The 24906-nt window shown below is 27.8% G+C and carries 21 protein-coding genes; 16 read left to right on the forward strand and 5 right to left on the reverse strand.

Annotated elements, in window-relative coordinates; translation table 11 throughout:
• Positions 1–6: 6 nt before the first annotated feature.
• On the forward strand, positions 7–2430 hold the full coding sequence (locus NT01CX_RS01865) for a glycogen/starch/alpha-glucan phosphorylase (protein WP_011721334.1): 2424 nt from the start codon (positions 7–9) through the stop codon (positions 2428–2430).
• A gap of 62 nt (positions 2431–2492) precedes the next feature.
• Here the strand turns inward: NT01CX_RS01865 and NT01CX_RS01870 are convergent, their stop codons facing one another.
• Positions 2493–3119, reverse strand: coding sequence for a LysM peptidoglycan-binding domain-containing protein (locus NT01CX_RS01870; protein WP_011721335.1), 627 nt, complete (start codon positions 3117–3119; stop codon positions 2493–2495).
• A gap of 171 nt (positions 3120–3290) precedes the next feature.
• Between NT01CX_RS01870 and NT01CX_RS01875 the strand changes: the two genes are divergently transcribed.
• Positions 3291–3548: a DUF1292 domain-containing protein gene (locus NT01CX_RS01875; protein ID WP_052294505.1), complete on the forward strand. Its 258-nt coding sequence runs from the start codon at positions 3291–3293 to the stop codon at positions 3546–3548.
• A gap of 109 nt (positions 3549–3657) precedes the next feature.
• The gene (locus tag NT01CX_RS01880) at positions 3658–3849 is read left to right on the forward strand and encodes a ferredoxin (RefSeq protein ID WP_011721337.1); all 192 of its coding nucleotides are present in this window, start codon (positions 3658–3660) and stop codon (positions 3847–3849) included.
• 60 nt (positions 3850–3909) lie between these two features.
• Here NT01CX_RS01880 and NT01CX_RS01885 read toward each other — a convergent pair whose 3' ends face one another.
• Both NT01CX_RS01885 and NT01CX_RS01890 read right to left on the reverse strand, forming a co-directional pair.
• A complete protein-coding gene (locus NT01CX_RS01885; protein ID WP_011721338.1) occupies positions 3910–4722 on the reverse strand; it encodes an FUSC family protein in 813 nt (270 codons plus the stop codon).
• Positions 4723–4770: 48 nt separating this feature from the next.
• Entirely contained in the window at positions 4771–5463 is a 693-nt protein-coding gene (locus tag NT01CX_RS01890; protein ID WP_011721339.1) for a radical SAM protein, read from the reverse strand.
• Positions 5464–5855: 392 nt separating this feature from the next.
• Between NT01CX_RS01890 and NT01CX_RS01895 the strand changes: the two genes are divergently transcribed.
• The 5 genes from NT01CX_RS01895 (at position 5856) to NT01CX_RS11930 (ending at position 15277) form a co-directional block, all read left to right on the forward strand.
• Entirely contained in the window at positions 5856–6923 is a 1068-nt protein-coding gene (locus NT01CX_RS01895; protein ID WP_011721340.1) for a sigma 54-interacting transcriptional regulator, read from the forward strand.
• 179 nt (positions 6924–7102) lie between these two features.
• A complete protein-coding gene (locus NT01CX_RS01900) occupies positions 7103–8317 on the forward strand; it encodes an exonuclease SbcCD subunit D (RefSeq protein WP_011721341.1) in 1215 nt (404 codons plus the stop codon).
• Positions 8307–11837, forward strand: coding sequence for an AAA family ATPase (locus NT01CX_RS01905; protein WP_011721342.1), 3531 nt, complete (start codon positions 8307–8309; stop codon positions 11835–11837). Before NT01CX_RS01900 ends, NT01CX_RS01905 begins: the two co-directional genes overlap by 11 nt.
• Before the next feature lie 127 nt (positions 11838–11964).
• Complete coding sequence (locus NT01CX_RS01910) at positions 11965–13299, forward strand: Na+/H+ antiporter NhaC family protein (protein WP_011721343.1); 1335 nt, start codon at positions 11965–11967, stop codon at positions 13297–13299.
• 160 nt (positions 13300–13459) lie between these two features.
• A complete protein-coding gene (locus NT01CX_RS11930; protein ID WP_011721344.1) occupies positions 13460–15277 on the forward strand; it encodes a transglutaminase domain-containing protein in 1818 nt (605 codons plus the stop codon).
• A 71-nt stretch (positions 15278–15348) separates the two neighbouring features.
• Here NT01CX_RS11930 and sdaAA read toward each other — a convergent pair whose 3' ends face one another.
• Positions 15349–16227 (reverse strand): L-serine ammonia-lyase, iron-sulfur-dependent, subunit alpha, encoded by an 879-nt coding sequence (gene sdaAA, locus NT01CX_RS01920; RefSeq protein WP_011721345.1) that lies wholly within the window; start codon positions 16225–16227, stop codon positions 15349–15351.
• Between the two features lie 4 nt (positions 16228–16231).
• Positions 16232–16915 (reverse strand): L-serine ammonia-lyase, iron-sulfur-dependent subunit beta, encoded by a 684-nt coding sequence (gene sdaAB / locus NT01CX_RS01925; RefSeq protein WP_011721346.1) that lies wholly within the window; start codon positions 16913–16915, stop codon positions 16232–16234.
• 191 nt (positions 16916–17106) lie between these two features.
• Between sdaAB and NT01CX_RS01930 the strand changes: the two genes are divergently transcribed.
• The 8 genes from NT01CX_RS01930 to NT01CX_RS01965 all read left to right on the forward strand — a co-directional run bounded on the left by NT01CX_RS01930 (position 17107) and on the right by NT01CX_RS01965 (position 24882).
• Positions 17107–17574 (forward strand): COG2426 family protein, encoded by a 468-nt coding sequence (locus tag NT01CX_RS01930; RefSeq protein WP_011721347.1) that lies wholly within the window; start codon positions 17107–17109, stop codon positions 17572–17574.
• Positions 17575–17594: 20 nt separating this feature from the next.
• Positions 17595–19256, forward strand: a complete 1662-nt coding sequence (locus tag NT01CX_RS01935) for a sensor histidine kinase (protein ID WP_011721348.1) — start codon at positions 17595–17597, stop codon at positions 19254–19256.
• A 10-nt stretch (positions 19257–19266) separates the two neighbouring features.
• On the forward strand, positions 19267–19977 hold the full coding sequence (locus NT01CX_RS01940; protein ID WP_011721349.1) for a LytR/AlgR family response regulator transcription factor: 711 nt from the start codon (positions 19267–19269) through the stop codon (positions 19975–19977).
• A 111-nt stretch (positions 19978–20088) separates the two neighbouring features.
• Positions 20089–21519: a carbon starvation CstA family protein gene (locus NT01CX_RS01945; protein ID WP_011721350.1), complete on the forward strand. Its 1431-nt coding sequence runs from the start codon at positions 20089–20091 to the stop codon at positions 21517–21519.
• Positions 21520–21828: 309 nt separating this feature from the next.
• Positions 21829–22179, forward strand: coding sequence for a DUF6514 family protein (locus NT01CX_RS01950; RefSeq protein ID WP_011721351.1), 351 nt, complete (start codon positions 21829–21831; stop codon positions 22177–22179).
• 126 nt (positions 22180–22305) lie between these two features.
• Positions 22306–22722: a holo-ACP synthase gene (acpS, locus tag NT01CX_RS01955; RefSeq protein WP_011721352.1), complete on the forward strand. Its 417-nt coding sequence runs from the start codon at positions 22306–22308 to the stop codon at positions 22720–22722.
• A complete protein-coding gene (locus tag NT01CX_RS01960; protein WP_011721353.1) occupies positions 22682–24187 on the forward strand; it encodes a bifunctional ADP-dependent NAD(P)H-hydrate dehydratase/NAD(P)H-hydrate epimerase in 1506 nt (501 codons plus the stop codon). The genes acpS and NT01CX_RS01960 overlap by 41 nt, the downstream gene beginning before the upstream one ends.
• Positions 24188–24264: 77 nt before the next feature.
• Positions 24265–24882 (forward strand): germination lipoprotein GerS-related protein, encoded by a 618-nt coding sequence (locus NT01CX_RS01965; RefSeq protein ID WP_011721354.1) that lies wholly within the window; start codon positions 24265–24267, stop codon positions 24880–24882.
• Positions 24883–24906 lie beyond the last annotated feature (24 nt).

Genomic DNA, 24906 nt, shown 5'->3' on the forward strand with positions numbered 1-24906 from the left:
AAATAAATGAAGTTAAGTAAAGAAACAATAAAGAAGGATTTTGTTAAAAAACTTATAACTATGTTTTCAGAGGATATAGAGGAAGCATCTACACATCATAAATATTTGGCATTTGGTAGTTTAATCAAGGATTACTGTGCTGAAAATTGGATGAAAACAAACAAGAGATATATAAGAGAAGGAGAAAAACAAGTTTATTATTTTTCTATGGAATTTTTAATAGGAAGACTTTTAAGGAGTAACTTATTAAATCTTGGAATAGTAGAAGAAAGTGAACAGGCTTTAGCTGAACTTGGTATAAATATAAAAGAATTAGAAGATGCAGAATTAGATGCTGGACTTGGAAATGGTGGACTTGGAAGACTTGCAGCTTGTTTCCTAGATTCTATGGCATCGCTAGGAATTGCAGGTCATGGTTGCGGAATAAGATACAAGTATGGATTGTTTGAACAAAAAATCGTAAATGGATATCAAGTTGAAATACCAGATAACTGGTTAAAAGAAGGAAACGTATGGGAAACAAGAAAAGATAATAAATCTGTAATAGTTAAGTTTGGTGGAAAAGTAACACCAGAAATGCTAAATGGAAGATTGAATTTTAAACATGAAAATTATCAAGCTGTCAGAGCTGTGCCATATGATACTCCAATAGTGGGATACGAAAATGATACTGTAAACAATCTTAGATTGTGGAGTGCTGAAACAGTAGAACAAGATAAAGATTTAGATTTTTCATTTTTTAAGTACGGAAATTATTCAAAAGCAGTAGAATATAAATCATCAATTGAATCAATATCTCAAGTGCTATATCCAGATGACTCTCAGTATGAAGGAAAAATATTAAGATTAAAACAACAATATTTCTTTGTAAGTGCTGGTATACAAAGCATAATAAGAAATTATAAAAAGAGAAATAAACCAATTACTGAATTAGATAAATATATAGCAATTCATATAAACGATACTCATCCTTCACTTGCAGTTCCCGAACTTATGAGAATACTCATAGATGAAGAAGAATTAGATTGGGATAAAGCATGGGATATTACAACAAAAACTATATCATATACAAACCATACAATAATGGCAGAAGCATTAGAAAAATGGGATATAAATATGTTTAGAGAATTACTCCCAAGAATTTATATGATAGTAGAAGAAATAAATAGAAGATTTGTAGAAGAAATAAAATCTAAATACGGCGATAATCAATACAAAATAGATAAAATGGCTATTATAAATCAAGGAAAAATAAGAATGGCCAATTTAGCTATTGTTGGAGGACACTCTGTAAATGGAGTTGCAAAACTTCATACAGAAATATTAAAGAAAAGAGAACTTGCTGATTTCTACGAATTATATCCTGACAAATTTAATAATAAGACTAATGGAATAACCCATAGAAGATGGCTAATACAATCAAATCCTGAACTTGCAAAATTCATAACAGAAGCCATCGGAGATCAGTGGATAAAAGATCCTAAAAAATTAACTTATTTATTAAAGTATGTAGATAAGAAAAAATTCCAAGAAAGATTATATAATATAAAAAGAAATAACAAAACAAAGTTTGCAAATGAAATAAAGAAAAAATACAATATAGATATAAATCCTAACTCAATTTTTGACGTTCAAGTAAAAAGATTACATGCCTACAAGAGACAAATGTTAAATTTATTCCACATAATTTACCTATACAATAAACTAAAAGAAAATCCAAAATTAGATATAGTGCCAAGAACATTTATATTCGGAGCTAAAGCTTCACCAAGCTATTATTTAGCTAAAGAAGTAATAAAATTAATAAACACTGTAGCAGAAAAAATTAATAATGATAAGGATATACAAGATAAAATAAAAGTTGTATTCCTTGAAAATTACAGAGTATCACTTGCAGAAAAAATAATTCCTTGTGCGGATGTAAGTGAGCAAATTTCAACAGCTTCAAAAGAAGCATCAGGTACTGGAAATATGAAATTTATGATGAATGGAGCAATTACACTTGCCACATTAGACGGAGCTAATATAGAAATAAGAGAAGCTGTTGGTGACGAGAATATAATAACTTTTGGATTGAATGCTGATGAAGTTATGAATTATGAAAAAAATGGTGGATATAATTCAAGAGAAATATATAATCAAGATGAAAGAATCCATAAAATAATGGATCAAATAACAAATGGATATTTTGGTGTTCCAAGTTCTGAATTTAAAAATATATATCAACATTTAATGGAACAAAATGATGAGTATTTTGTATTTAAAGATTTTGATTCTTATGTAAAAGCTCAAGAAAGAATTGATACTATTTATAGAGATAGAAGTAAGTGGATGGAGATAAGTGGAATCAATATAGCTAAATCCGGAATATTCTCTAGTGATAATACTATAGATAAATATTCAAAAAAAATATGGAATACTAGTAAATAAAATAAATAAAAAACAACAATATGACATCTGTCGTATTGTTGTTTTTTATATTAATATGAGATTTATTTGGTAGCATCGTTTTTTACGGAGTTTGAGTTTGCTTCGGCACTTTCATTAGGAATATATATTTCAAGACCAGTGCTTAATACAGATGGATCAGATAAATTATTTTTTTGCATAATAATTTTGACTGCATCATTAGGATTTAAACTAGGCATACGTTTTTCAGCTATAGTATATAGATTTTCTCCTTGTTGAACAATGTATTTAGTACATCCAGATACATCTATAGTGTTAACTGGAATAACTAAATGAGAACCTACAGTAAGCAACTCACGATTTTTAAGACTATTCATAACTTGTAATGTCTTTACAGCATCTTCTTGACTTTTCCATGGCATTGTCTTTCTAGCAATGCTAAATAAAGTGTCTCCTTCTTTAACTATGTATTCAGTATGTTTTTCATTAGAAATATCAATTGTATTAGTGTCATTATCTTTTAAATTGTTACTTTCTTTTATATCATCACTTTCAACCTTATCTGAGGAGTTTTTATTTAAACTAACAGAGTTATTTTTAGTTTCATTTGGTGATAGATTATTTAATTTGAATGTTAAAAAGAATACTGAAACAAATAATACAACAGATGAAGAAATTATTATTAAAGCTTTTTTTATTTCTGGTTTCATAATACTTAATACCCCTTTCAAAATGTTTGTTTATTTTAATCCTTGACATAATTTGAATTTTTAAACAGTAAATTTAAAAAATTATGAATTTATTTGATTATTTAGGATACTTATAGAAATTAGGTTTAATTATAATAAATTTTAAAAAATTAGAGAAAACTAAAGAATAAAATGAAGGGAAGTGTAGTTATGGAAAATCAACAAAGCATAATGGTGAAGAATGAATATGGAAAAGACATGGAACTAGAATTAATTGATGTAATTACAATAAAAAATGATAAATATGTAATAGTATCTATGCCAGGTTCAGATACAGCTAATGCTTATAGAGCTGTAAACAGAAAAAATGGAGAGGTAGAATATGCATCAATAGGTTCAGGAGCAGAATTTAAGAGGGTATTAGAAGCTTATAATGCAAAAGAGGATTAATAAAGTTAAATACATAAGTGATAATCAAAATTAATTAATATTAATTAAGAAAAAAGGAAAAACTATAAAGAAATAATTTATAAATAATAAATGGAGAGGAAGATAAAATATGAAAGCTGATGTAGATAAGGATTTATGCATAGGATGTGGACTTTGTCCATCTATATGTCCAGAAGTTTTTGATATGGGGGACGATGGAAAAGCACATGTAACTGTAGATGAAGTTGAAGAAGCTTCAAAAGATAGTGCATCAGAAGCAAGACAATCATGTCCAGTAGAAGCTATTACAGTAGAAGAATAATATAATAAAAATATAAAAAGCCATGTTTAAAAAAATATGGCTTTTTATATTTAAAGTTTATTAATTAAATTGTGTTTTTAATATATCTAGTATTTTATTTAAGCTTTCAAGGTGATAGTTATAAACTATATCTAAAGAAGGATGTTCCTTATCAACACATGAGTCCGATGTAACAAAATTAAGCATGCAAAGATGATTATAGGCATCTTTAAATATATGAAGTTGATTTTTTAAATTACTTATTTCTACGGATTCTAGCTTTTGACGAGTTATTTCTGACATATAAGAATTAAGTAAATTTTCAAATCTAGATATTTGATTATCTAAGCTAGATAAATCTATGTTTTCACCTTTGTGAATTTTATTTTTATATAAGTCTAATATAGTATCCATTACATCTTGTCTAACGTTATATAGATTTTCTGAGTGATCTCTAGGAAATACAAAATAGTTTACTAGTACAGAAACCAGGATGCCTATAAAAGTTTCAATTAATCTATCGGTACTATAAATTAAAGGAGTTTTATTTGTTAAGTTAACCATTATAGCAAGAAATACTATACATCCTATGGTTATTGATTTATTTTTACCTAAAAGATTACATATATAAATAACTCCAACTATTCCAATACCAATTAAAATTATATTTCCAGGTTGTATAAGGGCCAATAAAAGACCTATTACAGCTCCTATAAAAGTACCAATCATTCTATTTTTACCAACTATAAAAGAATCTGATACCCAAGTTTGCATACAAATTACTGCGGCTATACATGCATAAAAAGGAGAATCCATATGAAAAATTCTTATTATTATTACACATAGTACAACAGCAATTGAGGTTTTAAGATTTCTCATTCCTATCTTTTTCATAAAATGACTCCCATATCGTTAAATTTTTATATATAATTATACTATAAATTAATCACCAACTCCAAAGTCAGTATTTTCATATAATACTTCTATTTTTTTCACATCATCTAAAAATTTATATTCATCTTTAAACCACGAAATTATAGCTTCATCTCTTTGAATGTTAGTAGAATTTTCAGTAAAAATATTTACGGTACCATATGAAAAGTGATTTAAAAGAATATCTATATCTTTTCTTATCATTTCCTTTGTTTGACCTTTTATTCCTACCATTATACAAACAGAATCAAAATACTTTTGAACATCTCTATAGTCATCAAAGATAGCATTTTTATTTAAAAAACTGTTTCTAAAGTCATTATCAAATGTTTCAATACCTATTTTGAAAAGTAAAGGTACATTATTAAAAAATTCTCTAAAATCCTTTAGTTTATGTCTATAAATCCAGTGGCTTTCGAAGAAAAGTTTTTCTATATTTTTATCTATAGTTATTTTCTTTATTTGGTCTATAGTTTTTTGTGGAAGGTCAAAACAACTAGCTGAATTTATTACTTCTAAAGTTTTATATATGCCAGTTATATTTTGTAATATGTCAAAATTTAATTTATTCATTTCTTCTTCATTTAAAGAATTGTCGTGTATATAATCACAGAAACTACACTTTCCCCAAAAACAAGGTTTGGATTTTAAAAGTACAATTTCTCTAGGATTTTTTTCTTTTATTATATTGTATCTTTCCATATCATCACACCATTTCTCATTATAAGATTAATTAATAAATATAATAATATTAAAAAAATATTATAACATATACTATTGTAAAATCAAAGCTATTATATAACAGCAAAAAATCAATTATAATATCGAAAATGATTGTTAAAATATTGACATAATTGTCGTGTTGTGTTATAGTATAGACAAATAAAAAACACATAGAAAGTAACACAGAAAATAATATATATCCATAAATCCTATTAAATTTCTCTTTGTAAATGCATGCAAGGAGATTTTTAATTTATATGGAATATAAAATTAATAAATAAATTTTAAAAATTTGAAATCCTATATTTTACATTTTAAAAATTTGTGAGATAATAAATACAACTGTAATTCAAAAGAAGGTGTAAATAATTATGAAAAAAGAATTATTGAACTGTATATTGAAAGTTACTAAAGATAAGGATATAGATTATATAAACCAGTTAATAAATAATTTTATTTATGCAACAGCTATTTATACTTTTGATGATATTGTAACTAAAAATCAAAACGTAAAAAAAATAGTGCAGTACGCTAAAAAGGCAGCTAATACAGATTGTAGTATTTTAATACAAGGAAGTAATGGGACAGGAAAAGAAGTTTTTGCTGAAGCCATACATAATTATAGCAAAAGGTCAGATGGACCATTTATAGTTGCGGATTGTGCGATTGTTCCTAGAGAATTATTAAAAAGAAGATTATTTGGATACTGTGAGGAAACGTTTACCGGAGAAAAAGAAGAATATCCAGGAAAATTCCAGCTTGCAGATGGAGGAACATTATTTTTAGACAATATAGAAGAATTACCGTTGGATATGCAAGAAGATTTACTAAAGATATTAGATGATAATAAGGCATCTTTAAGACAATCAGATGAAAATAATATAGATGTTAGAATTATAGTAGCAACAAATAAAAACTTAATAGAAGAAGTAAACAATAAAAGTTTTAGAGCTGACCTTTACTATAAACTTAATGTAATAAATCTTAAGTTATTAGATTTAGAAGAAAGAAAAGAAGACATACCACTATTAGTGAAACACTTTTTGGAAAGGCTAAATGCTATTAATTTAGGTAAAGAGAAAACTATTGATGAAGATGCTATTGATGAATTAAAAAATTATAAGTGGATTGGAAATATACGAGAGCTTAGAAATTTTGTTGAAAAGTTATATTATCTTTGTAATGAAAGTAACATAACGAGAAAATTTTTGTTAGATTATATATATAATAAACCAAAATGTAATGACAAAAACAATATTTCTAATGAAAATAGTGTAAATGATAAAAATATATATTCACTTAGAGAATTAGAGAAACAGAATATAGAAAAGTCTCTTGTATATTGTGAAGGAAATGTTGAAAAAGCGGCTAAAATTTTAGGTATAAGTCGTGCTACCATATATAGAAAAATAAGTAAATACAACATAAAATTACATTAGGATATATGTTATTTAGTTTAATTTAAAATAATCTGTATTATAACAATTAAAAGGCTAGAGATAGCCTTTTTCTTATAATTATTTTTAAATAAACTTCAGTAATCAATGTGTATTTAAGTAAATATAAGTGATAAAATTTAAAAAAGAGATTTAAAGAGTAATTTAAGAAAGGTGATACCATGAAAATTTTACATACATCTGATTGGCACTTAGGAAAAAATTTAGAAGGAGCTAGTAGAATAGAAGAACAGGAACAGTTTATTGAAGATTTTATCCACATTGTGGATAAAAATTGCATAGACTTGGTTATTATATCAGGAGATATATATGATAACAGCAATCCACCTGCTAGGGCAGAACAATTATTTTATAAAGCTTTAAAGAAAATATCTGATAATGGAAAAAGGATGGTACTAATTATAGCTGGAAACCACGATAATCCAGAAAGGTTATCAGCAGTAACACCACTTACATATGAACAAGGAGTAATAATACTTGGAAAACCTAAAAGTTATGCAGAGATAGGTCCATGTGGAGAGTATAGTATTATTGATTCAGGAGAAGGATATTTAGAGTTTGAAATGAATGGTGAAAAAGCGGTTATTATAACACTTCCTTACCCTAGTGAAAAAAGATTAAACGAAGTTTTATTTGAAAATATAGAAGAGGAAGAAAGGCAGAAAAATTATTCGGACAAGATAAAACATATATTTGATATATTATCACAGAAGTATAGAGAGGACACTATAAATTTATTAGTATCACATTTATTTGTTTTAGGGGGAGAGGAAACGGACTCAGAAAGACCAATACAACTTGGAGGAAGTCTTGCTGTAAGTGCATCAGTTTTTCCTGAAAAGGCACAGTATATAGCACTTGGACATTTACATAGACCACAGGAAGTAAAGTCAAAAAGTAGATGTATATATGCAGGTTCTCCACTTCAATACAGTAAAAGTGAAATTGGATATACAAAATGTTGCTACATTGTTGATGTTGAAGCAGGAAAAGAACCAGAAGTAAAAAGTGTACCCTTTAGAAATTATAAGCCTATTGAAGTATGGAAATGTGATGGAATAGAAAACGCCATAAAAAAATGTGAAGAAAATAGTAATAGAGAAGTTTGGGTTTATTTAGAAATAAAGACAGATAGATTTATATCACAAGAAGAAATCAAAGAAATGAAAACTTTGAAAAAAGACATATTAGAAATAAGACCTATAATCATTGGAGAGGATGATTATGAAGATGAATTTTATGATATTAAAGAAAAAAGTATGAAAGAACTATTTAAAGATTTTTATACTAAGGAGAGAGCCGCAGAACCAAGTGATGAGATTATGGATTTATTTTTAAGTATAGTGCAAGAGGAGGATGAAGAAAATGAAGCCTAGAGTTCTTAAAATAAGTGGACTTAATAGTTTTGAGAGAGAACAAGTAATAAATTTTAATAGATTAACTGAAAAGGGCTTATTTGGTATATTTGGTCCTACAGGAAGTGGTAAATCTACTATATTAGATGCCATAACTATTGCATTATACGGAAAAATAACAAGAACAAATAAAGGGTTTATAAATACAACAACTAAAGATTTAATTGTAAGTTATGAATTTGAAATTGGGGGAGCAAAGGATAGAAAAGTTTATTTAGCTGAAAGAAATATAAAGATAAATAAAAATGATAGATACAATACTAAATATGCTCGTTTAATAGAGAAGAACGGTGATAAATCTAAAATCATAGCTGAAGGACCTACTGAACTTCAAAATCAAATACATAAAATAATTGGGCTTACAGTAGATGATTTCACAAGATCTGTTGTGTTGCCACAGGGAAAATTTAGTGAGTTCTTAAAATTAGGTGGAAGAGAAAAAAGAAATATGCTAGAGAGAATTTTTGCCCTTGAAAAGTATGGTCAATCTCTAGTGGAAAAGATTAAAAAAGTTAGAAATACTAATTTAAAAGAAAGAGATGTTTTACAAGGAGAACTTAAAAAATATGAAAATTTAACTGAAGAAGATTATAAAGCAAAACAACAAGAACTTCAGTTAGAATTACAAAATGAAGAAAGATTAAAAAATGAAAAGAAACAAATAGATGAAAAATATGAAATGTACAAAGAAGTTTGGACGCTTCAAAAAGAGTTAGATGCTTTTATAGATAAAAAATTAAAATTACAAGAAAAATTAGAAGACATAAATTTAAAGAGAGAAAGCTTAAAAAGAGGGCAAAACGCAATAAAGATAAAACCATTTATGGATGAAGTAGAAGCCACTAATAAAAATATAAAAGATAATAGAGAAAAATTAAAAGAAGCTATAGATAATTTAGAGGGTATATCCGAAAAAGTAAAAGTCACAGAAGAAAATTATATTGTTTCTGAGAAAGAAAAGGATGAAAGGATTCCAGAACTTAGAAATATGGAGCGTGATTTTTTATTAGCTATAGACACTATAAATAAAACAGAAAAACTAGAAATGGAAGTTAACTCTTTAAGAAATGAGTATAAATCTATAAAAAGTAAGAGAGATAAAATAGTTAAACAACTAAAAGAGATAGATGATAATAAGAAAAAATTAGCTATTGAAATAAAGGATATTGAAGAAAGATTAAATGAGATAAAAATAGATCCAGAATACAGAGAAAAACTACAATATGCATTACAGATAGAAAATGACTATAAAAAATCATTGAACAATAAAAAAGAATTAAATAATAAACTTCAAGAAAAAGAGAAAAATTTAAAGGAAGTATCAAAAGAATACAACGGCGTTTTAAGTAGTAAAAATTCACAAGATAATTTAGTGAAACAATTAGAAGAAAAAAATAAGATTCTTAAAGAAAATAATCCAGGGGATAATTCATTATTACTTGAAAAATCCCAAGAATTAAATGTTATAGCTAAAAAAGTTGAAGAAGTAATAAATGAAATCAATAGAAAAAGTGACCTAGAAAAAATTATAAAAGACATTAATGACAGAAAAAATCCTCTTACTACTAAGTTAGAAGAAGTAAAAAATGATTTAGACAAGAACAAAAAAGAATTACAAGAGCTAGATAACAAAACAGAAAATATAAAGAAAAATAATTTAGCAAGTTTACTTGCCAGTGAATTAGTGGAAGGAAGTCCATGTCCAGTTTGTGGTTCTATTCATCACACTGATATTGCTAAAAAAATAGATAATAATGAAATTCTAAAACACGAGGAAAATAGAAAAAAACTTCAACAAATAATTGAGGATTTAAATAATAAAATGACTCAGTTATCTATTGAAGTTGCTGGTATATCAAAGGAAGAAGAGCATAGTAGAGAAGAATTAAAATCAGTATTAGAAAGTTTAGAGAATGTTGATATAACAGAATTAAATAAAGAAAAAGAAAGTAAAGAAGCTAAATTTAAAGAGTTAAAAGAAAAAATAGATAAATATAATAGTGAAAAAAATGATATAGAATCAACTTTGCAAATTGAAAGAGAGAAAAAATCAAAAATAGATTTAGCTGAATCTAAGTTAAGTGAAAATGTAAAAAACGAAATCTTATTGATTAAAGAATTAAAAGGGGAATTAGAAAAAGAAAATAAAAACTTTCATGGTTTATCTAATGAATATGAATCATTAAAGGAATATTTCTGTGCAGAGGAAATTTCATTAAAGGCAAAAGAAGTATTAAAGATTGAAAAGGAATCAGAAAGGCTAAAAAATAAAGAAAAAGAATTAAGAAGTATAGTAGAAAATTATGATGTTAACAAACAAACTTTAGCTGATGAAGATAAAAAGTTAATAGAAGTTTTAAGTCAGATACAACAAAGTGGCATAGAAAAAAGTAATGTCATAAAAGAAAATAAGGAAGATATAAAAAGGCTTTGTGGTGATAAAAACCCAAAAGAATATTTACCTAAAATAAAAAAAGAAATTAAAGAAATATCAGATAGAAATACTAAATTAAAAAAACAATTAGATGAAGAAAAAGAACTTAAAGAGAAAATTTCTAATGAAAAATTAACTTTAGAAAAAGCAGCAAATATTTTTGATGAAACTTTAAAACAGCAACAATCAAAATTAGAAATGTCCTTAAAAGATAATGAGTTTAATGATGTTTTAGAAGTAAAAAAATATTTATTAGATGAAGTTACATTATTAAGTATGGAAAATGAAATAAACATTTTTGATGATGAGGTTAAAGAGGTAAAAAGTAATATAAAAAGAATCGAAGAGAAGTTACAAGGAAATCGAATAGAAAAAGAAGCGTGGGAAGAGTTAACTAGTTATAAATCAGAAATAGATAAACATATATCTGATAATATAAAGAAAATAGCTACACTTCAAAAAATCATTGATGACTTCAAAGAAGATTTAAAGAATTTAATGGAGCTAAGAAAAAGAGAAAAACAATTAGATCATAAATTAAGTCTTATACGTGATTTAATGAAACTGGTAGAAGGAAATAAATTTGTAGAGTTTGTTGCCATGAATCAATTAAAATATATAGCAAGAGAAGCATCTAAAAGACTTAAAGATATAACAAGAGATAGATATGCACTTGAAATAGATTCAGAAGGAAACTTTGCAATTAGAGATGACTTTAATGGTGGACAGATAAGAGATGCAAGTACATTATCAGGGGGAGAGACCTTCCTAACATCATTATCATTAGCACTATCACTATCATCTCAAGTTCAGCTAAAGGGAAGTGCGCCACTTGAATTTTTCTTCTTAGATGAAGGATTTGGTACACTAGATACAGATTTATTAGACATTGTTATGAGCTCTCTTGAAAAACTTCACAGTTCTAGACTGTCTGTTGGAATTATAAGTCACGTTGAAGAATTAAAAAATAGAGTACCTGTAAAGCTAATAGTTTCTCCTGCAAAACCTGGTGAAGGGGGAAGTAAGGTAACATTGGAATATAGTTAAAGTAGATTTACTAAAAAAAATAATGTATTATATATTTAGCATAAGAACTTTAGAATGCTATGAAATGTAGAAATATATACCATATATAGTCGAAGTAAACCAAAATATAGGGGGAAATATTTAAATTATGAAAGAAAATAATAACAATGCGAAAAAGGGGAACGGGTGGGCGTTACTGCCACTAGGAGTGTTCTTAGTTATGTACTTAGTTCCATCTATAGTGACAAAAGATTTTTATAAGATGCCCGTTAGTGTATCCTTTTTGGTTGCGTCATTTGTAGCTATAGCTATAAATCGAAAAGAAAAGATAAATAAAAAAATTGAGGTGTTTTGCAAAGGTGCAGGAAATTCTAATATTATATTAATGTGTATAATATTCATACTTGCTGGTGCATTTGCACAAGTTGCAAAAGAAATGGGGGCAGTATCATCTACTGTTAACTTAGGACTTACAATTTTACCGGGAAATATACTTCTTGCAGGAGTTTTTATTATTTGTTGTTTTATATCATTATCAATAGGTACATCTGTTGGAACTATAGCAGCACTTGCACCTATGGCTTTAGGAATTGCTCAAAAGACAGGATTACCAATTGGACTTGCACTTGGGGCAGTAATAAGTGGAGCTATGTTTGGAGACAATTTATCTATGATTTCTGATACTACTATAGCTGCCACTAGAACACAGGGTTGTGAAATGAAAGACAAGTTTAAAATGAATATTTCAATTGTAATACCAGCAGCTATAATAACAGCAGTAATTTTTGCTGTAATAAGTATGGGAAAAACAACTGTACTTACTGGTGGATATGAGTACAGTATTGTAAAGGTACTTCCGTATTTAGTAGTTCTTGTTTCAGCTTTATGTGGAATGAATGTAATGCTTGTATTAGTAGGAGGAACTATATTTGCAGGAGTAGTTGGAATTGCAACTCATTCATTTGACATTTGGGGTTTTATGAAGGCAATTGAAAGTGGAATTGGTGGAATGTCTGAACTTATAATAATCTCATTATTAATCGGAGGTATGGTTGAGGTTATTAAACATAATGGTGGAATAGTATTCTTATTGAATTTAATTACTAAAAGAATTAAAAGTAGAAAAGGTGGAGAATTTGGTATAGCGGCACTTGTTAGCGTAGTTGATATTTGTACAGCAAATAATACTATAGCCATAGTTATGGCAGGTCCTATAGCAAAAGATATTGCGGATAAGTATGGAATTGATCCTAGAAGATCTGCAAGTATATTAGATACTTTTTCTTGTTTCTTTCAAGGGACTATACCTTATGGAGCTCAAATATTAACAGCAGTAGGAGTTGCAGGAGCTGTAATATCTCCTTTTGATATTATGAAATATTTATATTATCCATACCTAATGGGTATATGTGCAATTTTATGTATAGTATTTGGAATACCTAGAACTGCAAATTGTGCGGTAGTAAAAACTGTTGATGAATAGTAAATAAAAAATAAAAGATTTGTCCTATGAAATAGTTTATAAAAACTATTTTATAGGATTTTTTTATTTATATAGATAAAAAAATGGATATTAATGTAGAAAAAACACGAATAAATATTATAATATTATTAAATACTTGTGAAATGAAGGAGAAAATGGAATGATAAAAACAAAAAAGATAATGTTGGCAATTATAATGACAGCTGTTGTATCAAGTTATGGGAATATAGCTGTTTATGCAGAAAACAGAAACCAAGTATACAGTAGTAACATAGAAGTAAAAAACTATAATCAGTTAACAGATGAATTAGGAAAAGCATTAGCTAATGGAGCTACAGATGTAAAACTTAATCTTGAACAAAGTTTTGTAGAAGAATTTCGTAAAACTGATGAAAAATATTTAGGACAATTACTAACTGAAGCTGGTTATAAATCAAAAAATGATTATTATATAAATGAAATGAATAGATATGGTTTTGGTGTAAGTGGAAAAGAAACTGCTTTTAAGTTCGATTATTTTGAAACAGTTGAAGAAACAGAAAAAGTTAAAATTGAAGTAAAAAGAATTATCAAAGATATAATAAAGCCTAATATGTCAGAAGATGAAAAAGTAAAAGCAATACATGACTACATAGTTACTCATGTCCAATATGATATAAATGGAATGAGAGATGGTAATGAGGCTCATACAGCTTATTCAGCTTTATTTACAGATAAAGCAGGAGAACCACATGAAACTGTATGTCAAGGATATGCACTTTTATTTTATAAAATGGCAACTGAAGCTGGACTTGAAGCTAGAATAATGACAGGAAATGCTTTTTCAAAATCGGCTAATCAAAAACCTCAACCACATGCGTGGAATTTAATAAAAATTAATGATAATTGGTATCAAATAGATTTAACTTGGGATGATCCAATAATGAACCCACCTAACACTAACTATAAAAGATATGACTATTTTAATCTTAGTGATAAGGAAATGCAAAAGGATCACACGTACAATAATCCAGAAAAATTTCCTAAATGCAATACTGTTTATTCAGATGTAGTTACAAATGAAGCTATACTTAAAGAAATAGGAAGAAGTAAATCTAATAAAGATGCAGTTCTTAAAAAGGATGAAGAAAAGTCAAAGGATATTATAGAAAAAAATAAACTAGATGAAGCTAAAAAGAAATTAGAGGAAAGAAAAAAGAAATTAGAAGAAGCTAAAATATTAAAGCCATTAAAAGAAATTAAAAAATTACAAGATGAAAGTAAAGCAAGATTAATAGAAGAGTTAAAAAGTTTAGAAGAAGAAAAGAAAAAAAGTTTAGTAGAAGATTTAAAGAAATTAGAGGAAGATAAAAAGTCACAAATTATATCTGATATAAAAAAGTTAAAAGAAGATAAGATATCTGAAGTGATTGAAACAATTGAGAAATTAGCAGAAGATGGTTCAGAAACATTAAAAGAAGATGGTAAGAAGGAAAACTTAATTGACAAAATAAAAAAAATAATTATTGAAAAAGATATAAAATTACCAGATAGAAAAAAGTATATAAAAAAGGACGAAAGTATATATGAAAAAAATGAATTTATAAATTCTGTATTAAAAATTAATGGTACAGAATCAAAAGAGGTTTTAGATGCAAAGCAAATTATAGCAAAGGCTTCTAAAAAAGAAAAAATTCAATTTTGGGGCAATCCTAATAAAAACCATAAAACAGAATTAAATCATAATTTTAAAATTAATTTTAATAAGAAAGTAAGTGCAGATGATTTAAAATCAAAAGTTATTATATTTAATAAAAATACAGGTCATAAGGTGGACATAGATATTAAATTAACCAATGAAGGAAAGACAATTGAAATAAATAAAAATCAACAATTTGATTATGATAATCAATATGTACTTTTTATTAGTGATGATTTAAAAGATAGTGGAAATAATTCTGCTTTAAACAAAGTTATTATTATGGAAATTGATTGTTAGAAATTAAGTTAGGTATGTGCTTTTGCACATACCTAACTTAATTATTTTAATATTATAGAATTAAGCTTCAACTAATTTTTTCCAAACACTTTTTCTTTTAGTTTAAGTCCAGTAGGTGTGATAGCCAGACCACCTTGTGCTGTTTCGCGTAATTCACAAGGAAGTTGTTTACCTACTTTATACATTGCAAGAACTACTTCGTCAAAAGGAATTATACTTTCTACACCAGCCATTGCAATATCAGCAGTTGTAAGAGCTGCAACAGTACCAGATGCATTACGTTTTGCACATGGAACTTCAACAAGACCAGCAACAGGATCACAAACAAGTCCTAAAATATTTTTTATAACTATTGCACTAGCATGAAGTGCTTGGGAAGGGGAACCCCCCATCATTTCAACAACTGCACCAGAAGCCATTGCAGCGGCAGAACCACACTCAGCTTGACAACCGCCTTCAGCTCCAGAAATTGTTGCATTTTTAGCTATAATTATGCCTATTCCAGAAGCTGTAAGAAGAGCTTTTACTAAATCATCATCAGATTTATTTAATTTTTCTCCAGCAGATATTACTACAGCTGGAAGTATACCGCAAGAACCAGCTGTTGGGCATGCAACTATTCTTCCCATGGCAGCATTTACTTCAGAACAGGAAATAGCGCGTGCCATAGCTTTTACTATGAAGTTTCCTGTTAAAGTATTATTACTTTCAACGTATATATTTAATTTTAGAGCATCTCCACCGATTAATCCACTTACTGATTTAATTTCGTTCTTAAGTGCAAAGCTTGTAGATTCTTTCATTACATCAAGATTTTTTTTCATTTTTTCAAATACTTGTTCTTCTGATAAACCACTGTTTTCTGCTTCGCATTTTAGGGTATACTCCCATATACTACAATTTTCTTTATTGCAAATCTCTATGAGGTCTTTTCCACTGTTAACAAACATAAGCCTATGCCTCGCCTTCTATTATTGGATTTATAACTCTGATTTTTTGTATTTCAGTAATTCCTTTTATTTTATCTATTATATCTTCAGGGATTATATTATCAGTCTCAAGGGCCATAGTTGCATTTACACCTTTTCCACCTCTATAAACTTTCATAGAGCCTATATTGATATTTTCAGTGTATAGCATAGTTGTGATTTTTGAAATTACTCCAGGAGTATCTTTATGAGTAGTTATTAAAGTTGGATAATCTCCTCTAAATTCCACATCTTGTCCCTCAATATCAAAGATTAATATATTTCCTCCACCAATAGAAGAACCCGTTACTTCAGAAGTAGTGCCATCTTTACGAGTCATGATGAATTTTACAGTATTAGGATGCACATCTCCAAGATCACATTCTGTAAATATAATTTCAATATTTTTTTCTTTAGCTATTTCAAATGAATTTCTTAAATTTTCATCCCAGGGATCCATTTTAAGTATTCCAGCAACTAATGCTTTGTCAGTGCCGTGTCCTTTGTAAGTTTTAGCGAATGAACCATGAAGCATAAACTCAACTTTTACTATATTTTTACCGCAAATAAGACTAGCTAGCTTTGCCAGTCTTGCAGCACCAGCAGTATGGGAACTGGAAGGGCCGACCATTATTGGACCTACTATATCAAACACACTATAGTTATTCATAGATAAATTCTCCTTATAAATGAATTATTTATAATTTAATTATAAAATAAAATATTCATTTGTCATTATATTTTATGATTTATAAATATATAAAATTTAAAAGTGTAGAATTTATGTAACCAATTATTTATAATATTATTGATAGTATAAAATACAGACATTTAAAATATACTCAAAAAAGGAGAATACAAATGAGTAAGTTATTACAAATATTTTTATTATCAGCAGTTCCAATAGTAGAACAGAGAGGTGCTATACCAATGGGAATAATAGCTGGATTAAATCCTATGACAGTATTTTGGGTGAGCTTTTTTGGTAGCATGCTTCCAGTACCTTTTATATTGCTTTTATTTAATAAAATTTTTACATGGATGAAAAAATATAAAGCTTTTGAAAAGATAAATAACTTAATAGAACGAAAGATAGATAAAAACTCGGCTAAGCTAGAAAAGTATAAAGAAATAGGACTAATTACATTTATAGCAATACCACTTCCAACAACAGGGGTTTGGACAGGTAGTGTAGTAGCGGCGTTTTTAAAATTAGATTTTAAAAAATCATTATTATGTGCAGCTATAGGTGCATTAACATCAGCACTTATAATAACAGGAGGAATGGTTGCTTTCCCAGCATTATGTTCAAAAATGTTTGGAGCTTAAGATAGGAGTGATAATATCTTATGGAATTAATAAAAAGTCTTATAAATAATATAGGATACTTTATTTTAATAGCATTTGTGTTATCCCAATGTGAAAGTTTAAAGAATATCATTATAAAGGAAGAGTTCAGTAAAAAGGATTTAGTTATATTATCTATTCTTTTTGGTGGTCTTGGAATTTTAGGAACATACATAGGAACAGAAATCCATGGGGCCATAGCCAATACAAGAATTGTGGGAGTTATGGCCGGTGGTATTTTTTGTGGTCCTATAATTGGCATTGCATCTTCAATTATATCAGGTACACATAGGCTTCTAATAGATAGTGGAGGGGTAACTGCTATACCATGTGCTATTACAACAGTTGCTAGTGGATTTATAGGTGGGATACTTCACAAATATGCAAATCAAACAAATAGATGGATATACGGATTTATTGGGGGAATAGTAGTAGAAACCTTAGAAATGATTTTAATACTTATATTCTCAAAGCCTTTTGATTTGGCAGTCCACATAGTAAAAAATATATATATTCCCATGGGATTTGCAAATGCTATTGGAATATCTCTGCTTATTTTATTAATAGAAAATATATATGAACAAAAAGAAGAAGTTGCTGCAAAACAAGCAAAGTTAGCACTAGATATAGCAAACAAGACATTGCCGTATTTTAGAGATATGGATAGTAGGTCATTTGAAAAGATTTGTAAAATTATAAAAAAATCTATTAAAGCAGATGCAGTTGCAATTACAGATAAAAAACATGTTCTTGCTCATGTTGGACTTGGAGAAGAACATCACATAAAAGGAGCTGAAATATTAACACAAGCCACTGAAAGAGTAATAAAAGAAGGAAAAATTTTAATATTAACTAATGCTAGTGAAATAAATTGTGCATATCCATTTTGTCCATTAAAATCAGGCATAATATTGCCTTTAAAAGAAAGAAACAATATTATTGGAACTTTAAAAATATACTACGGAAAGAATAATTCCATCTCATTCAAAAACAAAAACTTAGCCATAGGACTTTCTCAAATAATCTCAACTCAGCTTGAAATAAGCAAAATAGGAAAGCTAAAAAAAATGGCAACTAAAGCAGAAATTAAAGCTCTACAAACACAAATTAATCCACATTTTTTATTCAATTCATTAAATACAATTGCTTCATTTGTTAGAATTAATCCCGCTAAAGCTAGAGAATTAATAATAAATTTATCTGTATTTTTAAGATATAATTTAGAAATAGGTGATGAACTTGTAGATGTTTATAGTGAGCTAGAACAAGTTAAGGCCTATGTAGCTATAGAAAAAGCACGATTTGGAGAAAAATTACAGGTGATTTACAATATACAAGATAATATAGATATAAAAATGCCTAGTTTGATAATACAACCTATAGTTGAAAACTCAATAAAACACGGAATCCTTAAATCAGGAAGAAAGGGAATTGTAAAAATAGATATAAAATATATAAATGATTATGCTTTTGAAGTAGCGGTAGAAGACAATGGAGTGGGAATTGAGAAGGATATTATTGAGAAGGTATATAATGGTACTATGAAAGAAAATAAAATAGGAATATCAAACGTAAATAACAGATTAAAGCTTCTTTATGGTGAGGGACTTAAAATTGAAAGATTAGAAGAAGGTACAAGAGCTTCATTCATTATAAAAAGGTAGGAGTGATTTTGTGAATTGTATAGTTGTAGATGATGAATATCCATCAAGGGAAGAATTAAAATTTTTTATAAAACAAGCTAGTAATATAGATATAGATGAAGAATTTGATGATTCAATAGAGGCCTTAGAATATATTCAGCAAAATAAACCAGATGTTGTATTCTTAGATATTAGTATGCCTAAATTAGATGGTATGTCTTTAGCTCATATAATTAATGAAATGGATAATAAGATAATAGTTGTATTTATTACAGCATATAAAGAACATGCAATAGAAGCTTTTGAAACAGAGGCATTTGATTATATTTTAAAACCTTATTCAGAGGAAAGAATAATAAGTACATTAAAAAGACTAGAAAATTTAGAGAGTCAAAAAAATGATAATTGCATTAAAAATAAAATAGCTCTTAGAAAAGATGAAAAATTAAAGGTATTGGGTATTTCTGATATATGTTATTGTAGAGCCGATGAAAAGAAGACCATAGTATATACAGCTATTGATGATTATATAGAGAATTGTAGTATATCTGATTTTTATAAAAAATTACCTAAGAAAGTGTTTTTTAGGACTCATAGATCATATATTGTTAATTTAGATAAAATAACAGAAATAATTCCTTGGTTTAATAATACCTATATTATTAAATTGAAAGGGTTAGATGAAGAAATACCTGTAAGTAGAAATAAAATGAATGATTTTAAGCAGTTGATGAATATATAAAGGCAACTCATTCCCTTATTATGTTATTCCGTGAAGATTAAATTACAATTAATGTTAAAGTTTATATAATATAAGTAAGAAAAGGAATAAAAAAATAAGGGGGTAGAGTTTATGGTATCATTCATATTATCAATAATAGCTTTAGTAGTTGGTTATGTGGTGTATGGTAAGATTGTTGAAAGGTGTTTTGGAGCAAATGACGATATCGAAACTCCAGCTACCAGACTAGAAGACGGTGTTGACTTTGTGCCAATGCCTGAGTGGAAAATTTTCTTGATACAATTTTTAAACATAGCAGGACTTGGACCTATATTTGGAGCTATAGCAGGAGCTATGTGGGGACCAGCAGCATTTTTGTGGATTGTATTTGGATGTATATTTGCAGGAGCAGTTCACGACTATTTATCAGGAATGTTATCAGTAAGACATGATGGAGCTAGTGTTCCAGAAGTGGTTGGTAAATATCTTGGAAATGGATTTAAAAAGTTTATGGTTGTATTTTCAGTTATATTACTTGTTTTAACAGGTGTTGTATTTGTAAGTGGACCTGCAGGACTTTTACATGGATTAATAGCTTCAATTAGTAAACAAAAGTTTTTATATATAATTTTCGCTTATTATTTATTAGCAACATTAGTGCCAATAGATAAATTAATAGGAAAAATTTACCCTATATTTGGGATATGCTTATTGATTATGGCTATTGGAGTTGGTGGAGCACTTATAATAAATGGAGCACCAATACCAGAAGTTGCTGGGAATTTAGTTAATATGCATTCAGAACCAGTTAAACATCCATTATTCCCAATGTTATTTATAACAATTGCATGTGGAGCAATTTCAGGATTTCACTCAACTCAATCTCCATTAATGGCTAGATGTATAACTAAAGAAAGTCAAGGAAGAAGAATTTTCTTGGGTGCTATGATAGCAGAAGGTATAGTTGCTTTAGTTTGGGCAGCAGCTGCAATGAGTTTCTTTGGCGGAGTTCCAGAACTAAATGCATTTATGACACTCAATAAGGGTAATGCAGGTATAGTAGTAAATAAAGTGTGTAATGGTTTACTTGGAAAGGTTGGAGGTGCACTTGCAATATTAGGAGTTGTTGCATGTCCTATAACATCAGGAGATACGGCATTTAGAAGTGCTAGACTTACAATAGCCGATTCAATTAATTATGATCAAACTAGTATAAAGAAAAGACTTGTAATAAGTATACCTTTATTTGCAATAGGGTTTGCATTAACATTTATAGACTTTACTCAAATTTGGAGATATTTTGGATGGTCAAATCAAACTTTAGCAACAATAGTTCTTTGGACAGGTGCTATGTATCTATTGAAAAAAGGAAGAAATCATTGGATTGCTACAGTGCCAGCAGTATTTATGACAGCAGTATGCACAACTTATATACTAGTAGCTCCAGAAGGATTTAAATTATCAATGGTAATAGGACTTCCAGTTGGAATGGTAGCAGCTGTTATAGCATTATTAATATTTTTAAAGGTAGCGAGAAAAGAAAAAGTTAAATTGGATGTATAAGATTAATTAAATTTATATATATAAATTTATAAATTAAATAGAGAGTACGAATATTATTTAAATATTTGTACTCTCTATGTATAAATAATAATATATTAAATGGAAAATGTATCAAATTCGACAAAAAATTTTATACAGATTTATTTTTGCCTATAAAAAAAGGATATGAAAGGGTATATTTAAATTATAACCGTAATTAATGTCATAACTTAGAGATAAAAATATATAAATTACTATTATGAAATGACATGTTTTTTGAAAAAAAAGTGATAGTATATAAGTAAAGAAGAGTGCAGGGGGAGAAGGACAATGTTAATTGTAGAGAATTTAACTAGAAGCGAATATATAGATGATATGAGATGCGATTATTCTTATAGAGTAATAAAAAACAAAGTTGCTTTTCCAGAGATATATAAGGCTGAGATACAATCTTATGGTATAGAAATAGAAAGACGAGACATTGTAAACGGTATACTTATTAATATAGAAAGAGATTTTGTAAAAAACATAAGTCCGTGTAAAAGTAAGGTATGTAGTCTAGCCAAAATGCTATATAGCAATACGGTGTCACCATTACACCTAATTGATATATTAGGTGAGTACATAGATGATTATATAACAGATTACGATGAAGTAATCAAAAACATATGCTCATGTTAAAAAAGGAGATCTCTCAAAGAGACCTTCTTTTTTAATATATAAAAGCTTAATTTTAAATGCTTTTATCATTTATTAAAGTGCACTTTAGGTGTAAAATTATTATTATGACTTGGAGGTGATAAAAATTTGATTATTGGTATAGGTACGGATATAGTTGAAATTGACAGAATAAACAAATCAATTGAGCGTACCCCGAATTTTATAAATAAATTATTTACCAAAAAGGAAATAGAATATTTTATAAGCAGAAAAATGAGACCAGAGTTTATTGCTGGGAAATTTGCTGCTAAAGAATCTGTGGCTAAAGCATTGGGAACTGGATTTAGAAAATTTGGATTTAGAGATATAGAAATAGATAAAGATGAACTTGGAAAACCTTTAGTTCATTTAAGTGGAGGGGCTAAGGAAACAGCAAATAAATTTGGTGATTATAAACTACATTTAAGTATATCTCATGGTAGAGAAAATGCTATAGCCTACGCAATTTTGGAGGTTGATAACAATGGAAATTGTAACAGCTCAAAAGATGAGGGACATAGATAGATTTTCTATCGAGAGTATAGGCATACCAAGTATGGTTTTAATGGAAAATGCAGCATTAAAGGTAATTAAAAACATAGATCTAGATAATAATGATAGTTACTCTATTATATGTGGAAATGGAAATAATGGGGGGGATGGACTAGCTATTGCAAGACATTTAAGTGTACTAGGGAAACATATAGATATTTTTGTAATAGGAACAGAAGATAATCTTAGTAAAGATTGTAGCCTTAATTATAAGATATTATTAAATTTCAATATAAGAGTTAACTTTATTACAACAATAGATCATTTGGAAACTTTAAAGAAGTCTATTAATACAAGAGAAGTAATAATTGATGCTATTCTAGGAACAGGTCTTTCAAGAGAAGTTAAAGGAATACATAAAGAAGTTATTTTAGCTATTAATGAATCTAAAGCAACTACAATAGCTGTAGACACTCCATCAGGGTTAAATTCTGATACTGGAGAAGTTATGGGGTGTTGTGTTAAAGCAGATAAAACTATATCTTTTCAATTTTATAAAAAGGGATTTTTGAATTATAAATCTTTTGAATATACTGGAGAAATTATTATTGAAAATATAGGTATTCCTAGTGAAGTTTCAAAAAAATTTCTTATAAGTGATTATTTAATTGATGAAGTAGACGTGAAAAAGTTAATACCAATTAGAAAAAAATATTGTCATAAAGGGGATTTTGGAAGAACATCGATTGTAGCTGGTTCTTTAGGATTTACGGGAGCTGCATATATATCAACACAAGCGGCAGTAAAAACGGGATCAGGCCTTGTGACTCTTTGTTGCCCAGAATCTATACAAAATATATTAAGCAATAAATTGGTAGAAGCCATGACAATATCATTTAAAGATACAAATAAATTAAATGAGATATTAAAAAATAGTGATGCTATAGCAATAGGACCTGGAATGGGCAATAATGAAGGAACAAATAAAATAGTAAGCGATACAATAAGGTATACTACTTGTCCTATTGTAATTGATGCTGATGGTATAAATGTTTTAAAAGATAATCTTGATATTTTAAAAGAGAAAAATAATAAAATAATTTTAACTCCACACTTAGGAGAAATGTCTAGAATAACAGGAATGCCAATAGAAGCTATAAGAAAAAATAGAATAGATATTGCAAAACAGTTTGCTAAGGAATATAACATTATACTGTTATTAAAAGGGTATAATACAGTAATTACCGATGGAGTTACAGCAATTATAAATACGACAGGTAATAGTTCTATGGCATCAGGGGGAATGGGAGATTGTTTAACTGGAATTATAGCATCATTAATATCACAAGGATTAGATGCCTTTGAGGCAGCTTATGTTGGGGCGTATATACATGGATATTGTGGGGATAAATTATCCTTAAATAAGTATTCAGTAAACGCAACTGATATTTTAAATGAAATTCCACTTTCTATTAAGGATATACAAAATGCTAACTAAGTAATTATAAAATTGTAATATTATATAGCAAGGGAGAATAGTATTATTAACATAAAATATATCTTTGGAGGAGTTTTATGAAAAAGAAAATTATACTATTTACCCTTAGCTGTTGTTTTTTAATAGCCATTGGGGTTTTAATTTTTGGAGGTAGTTCAAAAAAAGAGGTTAATCCCAATGATGCAATTGATTATTTGAAAAATTTAAATAGTTATAGTTGTGAATTAACTGTACATATAAAAAATAGTAAACAGGAGATAGAAAAAGAATGCAAACAGTTCTATAATAAAAACTATGGTCATAGATTAGATATAGGCGACAAAAGAGTATTAATTTATAAGGATAATGATATTCTGGTTAGAGATTTAAACAACAATATGCAGTATAGTGTAGATAAAGATTTTGATGATGTATACAAGCTAAGTTTTTTAGAAGAATACATTGGACTATTGTATACAAATCACAATGTAGAAACATCATTTAAAAATATAAATGATAGAGAGTATGAATTAATAGATCTCACTGTACCTGGCAATAACAGAAATCTCAATAGAGCTGTATTGTATGTTAATATTGAGTATAACTATCCCGAAAAAATAATTCTTTATGATATTAAAGGAAAAGAAAGGGTTAGTTTCACATACAAAAATTTTGTTTCTAATGCAGAAATATCAGAAGAAGTATTTAAAAAATAAATTTATAATACAAAAGACATGAGG

The organism is Clostridium novyi NT, assembly GCF_000014125.1.
Taxonomy (GTDB): Bacteria; Bacillota; Clostridia; order Clostridiales; family Clostridiaceae; genus Clostridium_H; species Clostridium_H novyi.

Excerpts from the sequence above, each read along its gene's own strand:
- NT01CX_RS01865 (WP_011721334.1), top strand. The coding sequence starts at position 7 with ATGAAGTTAAGTAAAGAAACAATAAAGAAGGATTTTGTTAAAAAACTT.
- NT01CX_RS01870 (WP_011721335.1), bottom strand. The coding sequence starts at position 3,119 with ATGAAACCAGAAATAAAAAAAGCTTTAATAATAATTTCTTCATCTGTT.
- NT01CX_RS01875 (WP_052294505.1), top strand. The coding sequence starts at position 3,291 with ATGAAGGGAAGTGTAGTTATGGAAAATCAACAAAGCATAATGGTGAAG.
- NT01CX_RS01880 (WP_011721337.1), top strand. The coding sequence starts at position 3,658 with ATGAAAGCTGATGTAGATAAGGATTTATGCATAGGATGTGGACTTTGT.
- NT01CX_RS01885 (WP_011721338.1), bottom strand. The coding sequence starts at position 4,722 with ATGAAAAAGATAGGAATGAGAAATCTTAAAACCTCAATTGCTGTTGTA.
- NT01CX_RS01890 (WP_011721339.1), bottom strand. The coding sequence starts at position 5,463 with ATGGAAAGATACAATATAATAAAAGAAAAAAATCCTAGAGAAATTGTA.
- NT01CX_RS01895 (WP_011721340.1), top strand. The coding sequence starts at position 5,856 with ATGAAAAAAGAATTATTGAACTGTATATTGAAAGTTACTAAAGATAAG.
- NT01CX_RS01900 (WP_011721341.1), top strand. The coding sequence starts at position 7,103 with ATGAAAATTTTACATACATCTGATTGGCACTTAGGAAAAAATTTAGAA.
- NT01CX_RS01905 (WP_011721342.1), top strand. The coding sequence starts at position 8,307 with ATGAAGCCTAGAGTTCTTAAAATAAGTGGACTTAATAGTTTTGAGAGA.
- NT01CX_RS01910 (WP_011721343.1), top strand. The coding sequence starts at position 11,965 with ATGAAAGAAAATAATAACAATGCGAAAAAGGGGAACGGGTGGGCGTTA.
- NT01CX_RS11930 (WP_011721344.1), top strand. The coding sequence starts at position 13,460 with ATGATAAAAACAAAAAAGATAATGTTGGCAATTATAATGACAGCTGTT.
- sdaAA (WP_011721345.1), bottom strand. The coding sequence starts at position 16,227 with ATGTTTGTTAACAGTGGAAAAGACCTCATAGAGATTTGCAATAAAGAA.
- sdaAB (WP_011721346.1), bottom strand. The coding sequence starts at position 16,915 with ATGAATAACTATAGTGTGTTTGATATAGTAGGTCCAATAATGGTCGGC.
- NT01CX_RS01930 (WP_011721347.1), top strand. The coding sequence starts at position 17,107 with ATGAGTAAGTTATTACAAATATTTTTATTATCAGCAGTTCCAATAGTA.
- NT01CX_RS01935 (WP_011721348.1), top strand. The coding sequence starts at position 17,595 with ATGGAATTAATAAAAAGTCTTATAAATAATATAGGATACTTTATTTTA.
- NT01CX_RS01945 (WP_011721350.1), top strand. The coding sequence starts at position 20,089 with ATGGTATCATTCATATTATCAATAATAGCTTTAGTAGTTGGTTATGTG.
- NT01CX_RS01950 (WP_011721351.1), top strand. The coding sequence starts at position 21,829 with ATGTTAATTGTAGAGAATTTAACTAGAAGCGAATATATAGATGATATG.
- NT01CX_RS01960 (WP_011721353.1), top strand. The coding sequence starts at position 22,682 with ATGGAAATTGTAACAGCTCAAAAGATGAGGGACATAGATAGATTTTCT.
- NT01CX_RS01965 (WP_011721354.1), top strand. The coding sequence starts at position 24,265 with ATGAAAAAGAAAATTATACTATTTACCCTTAGCTGTTGTTTTTTAATA.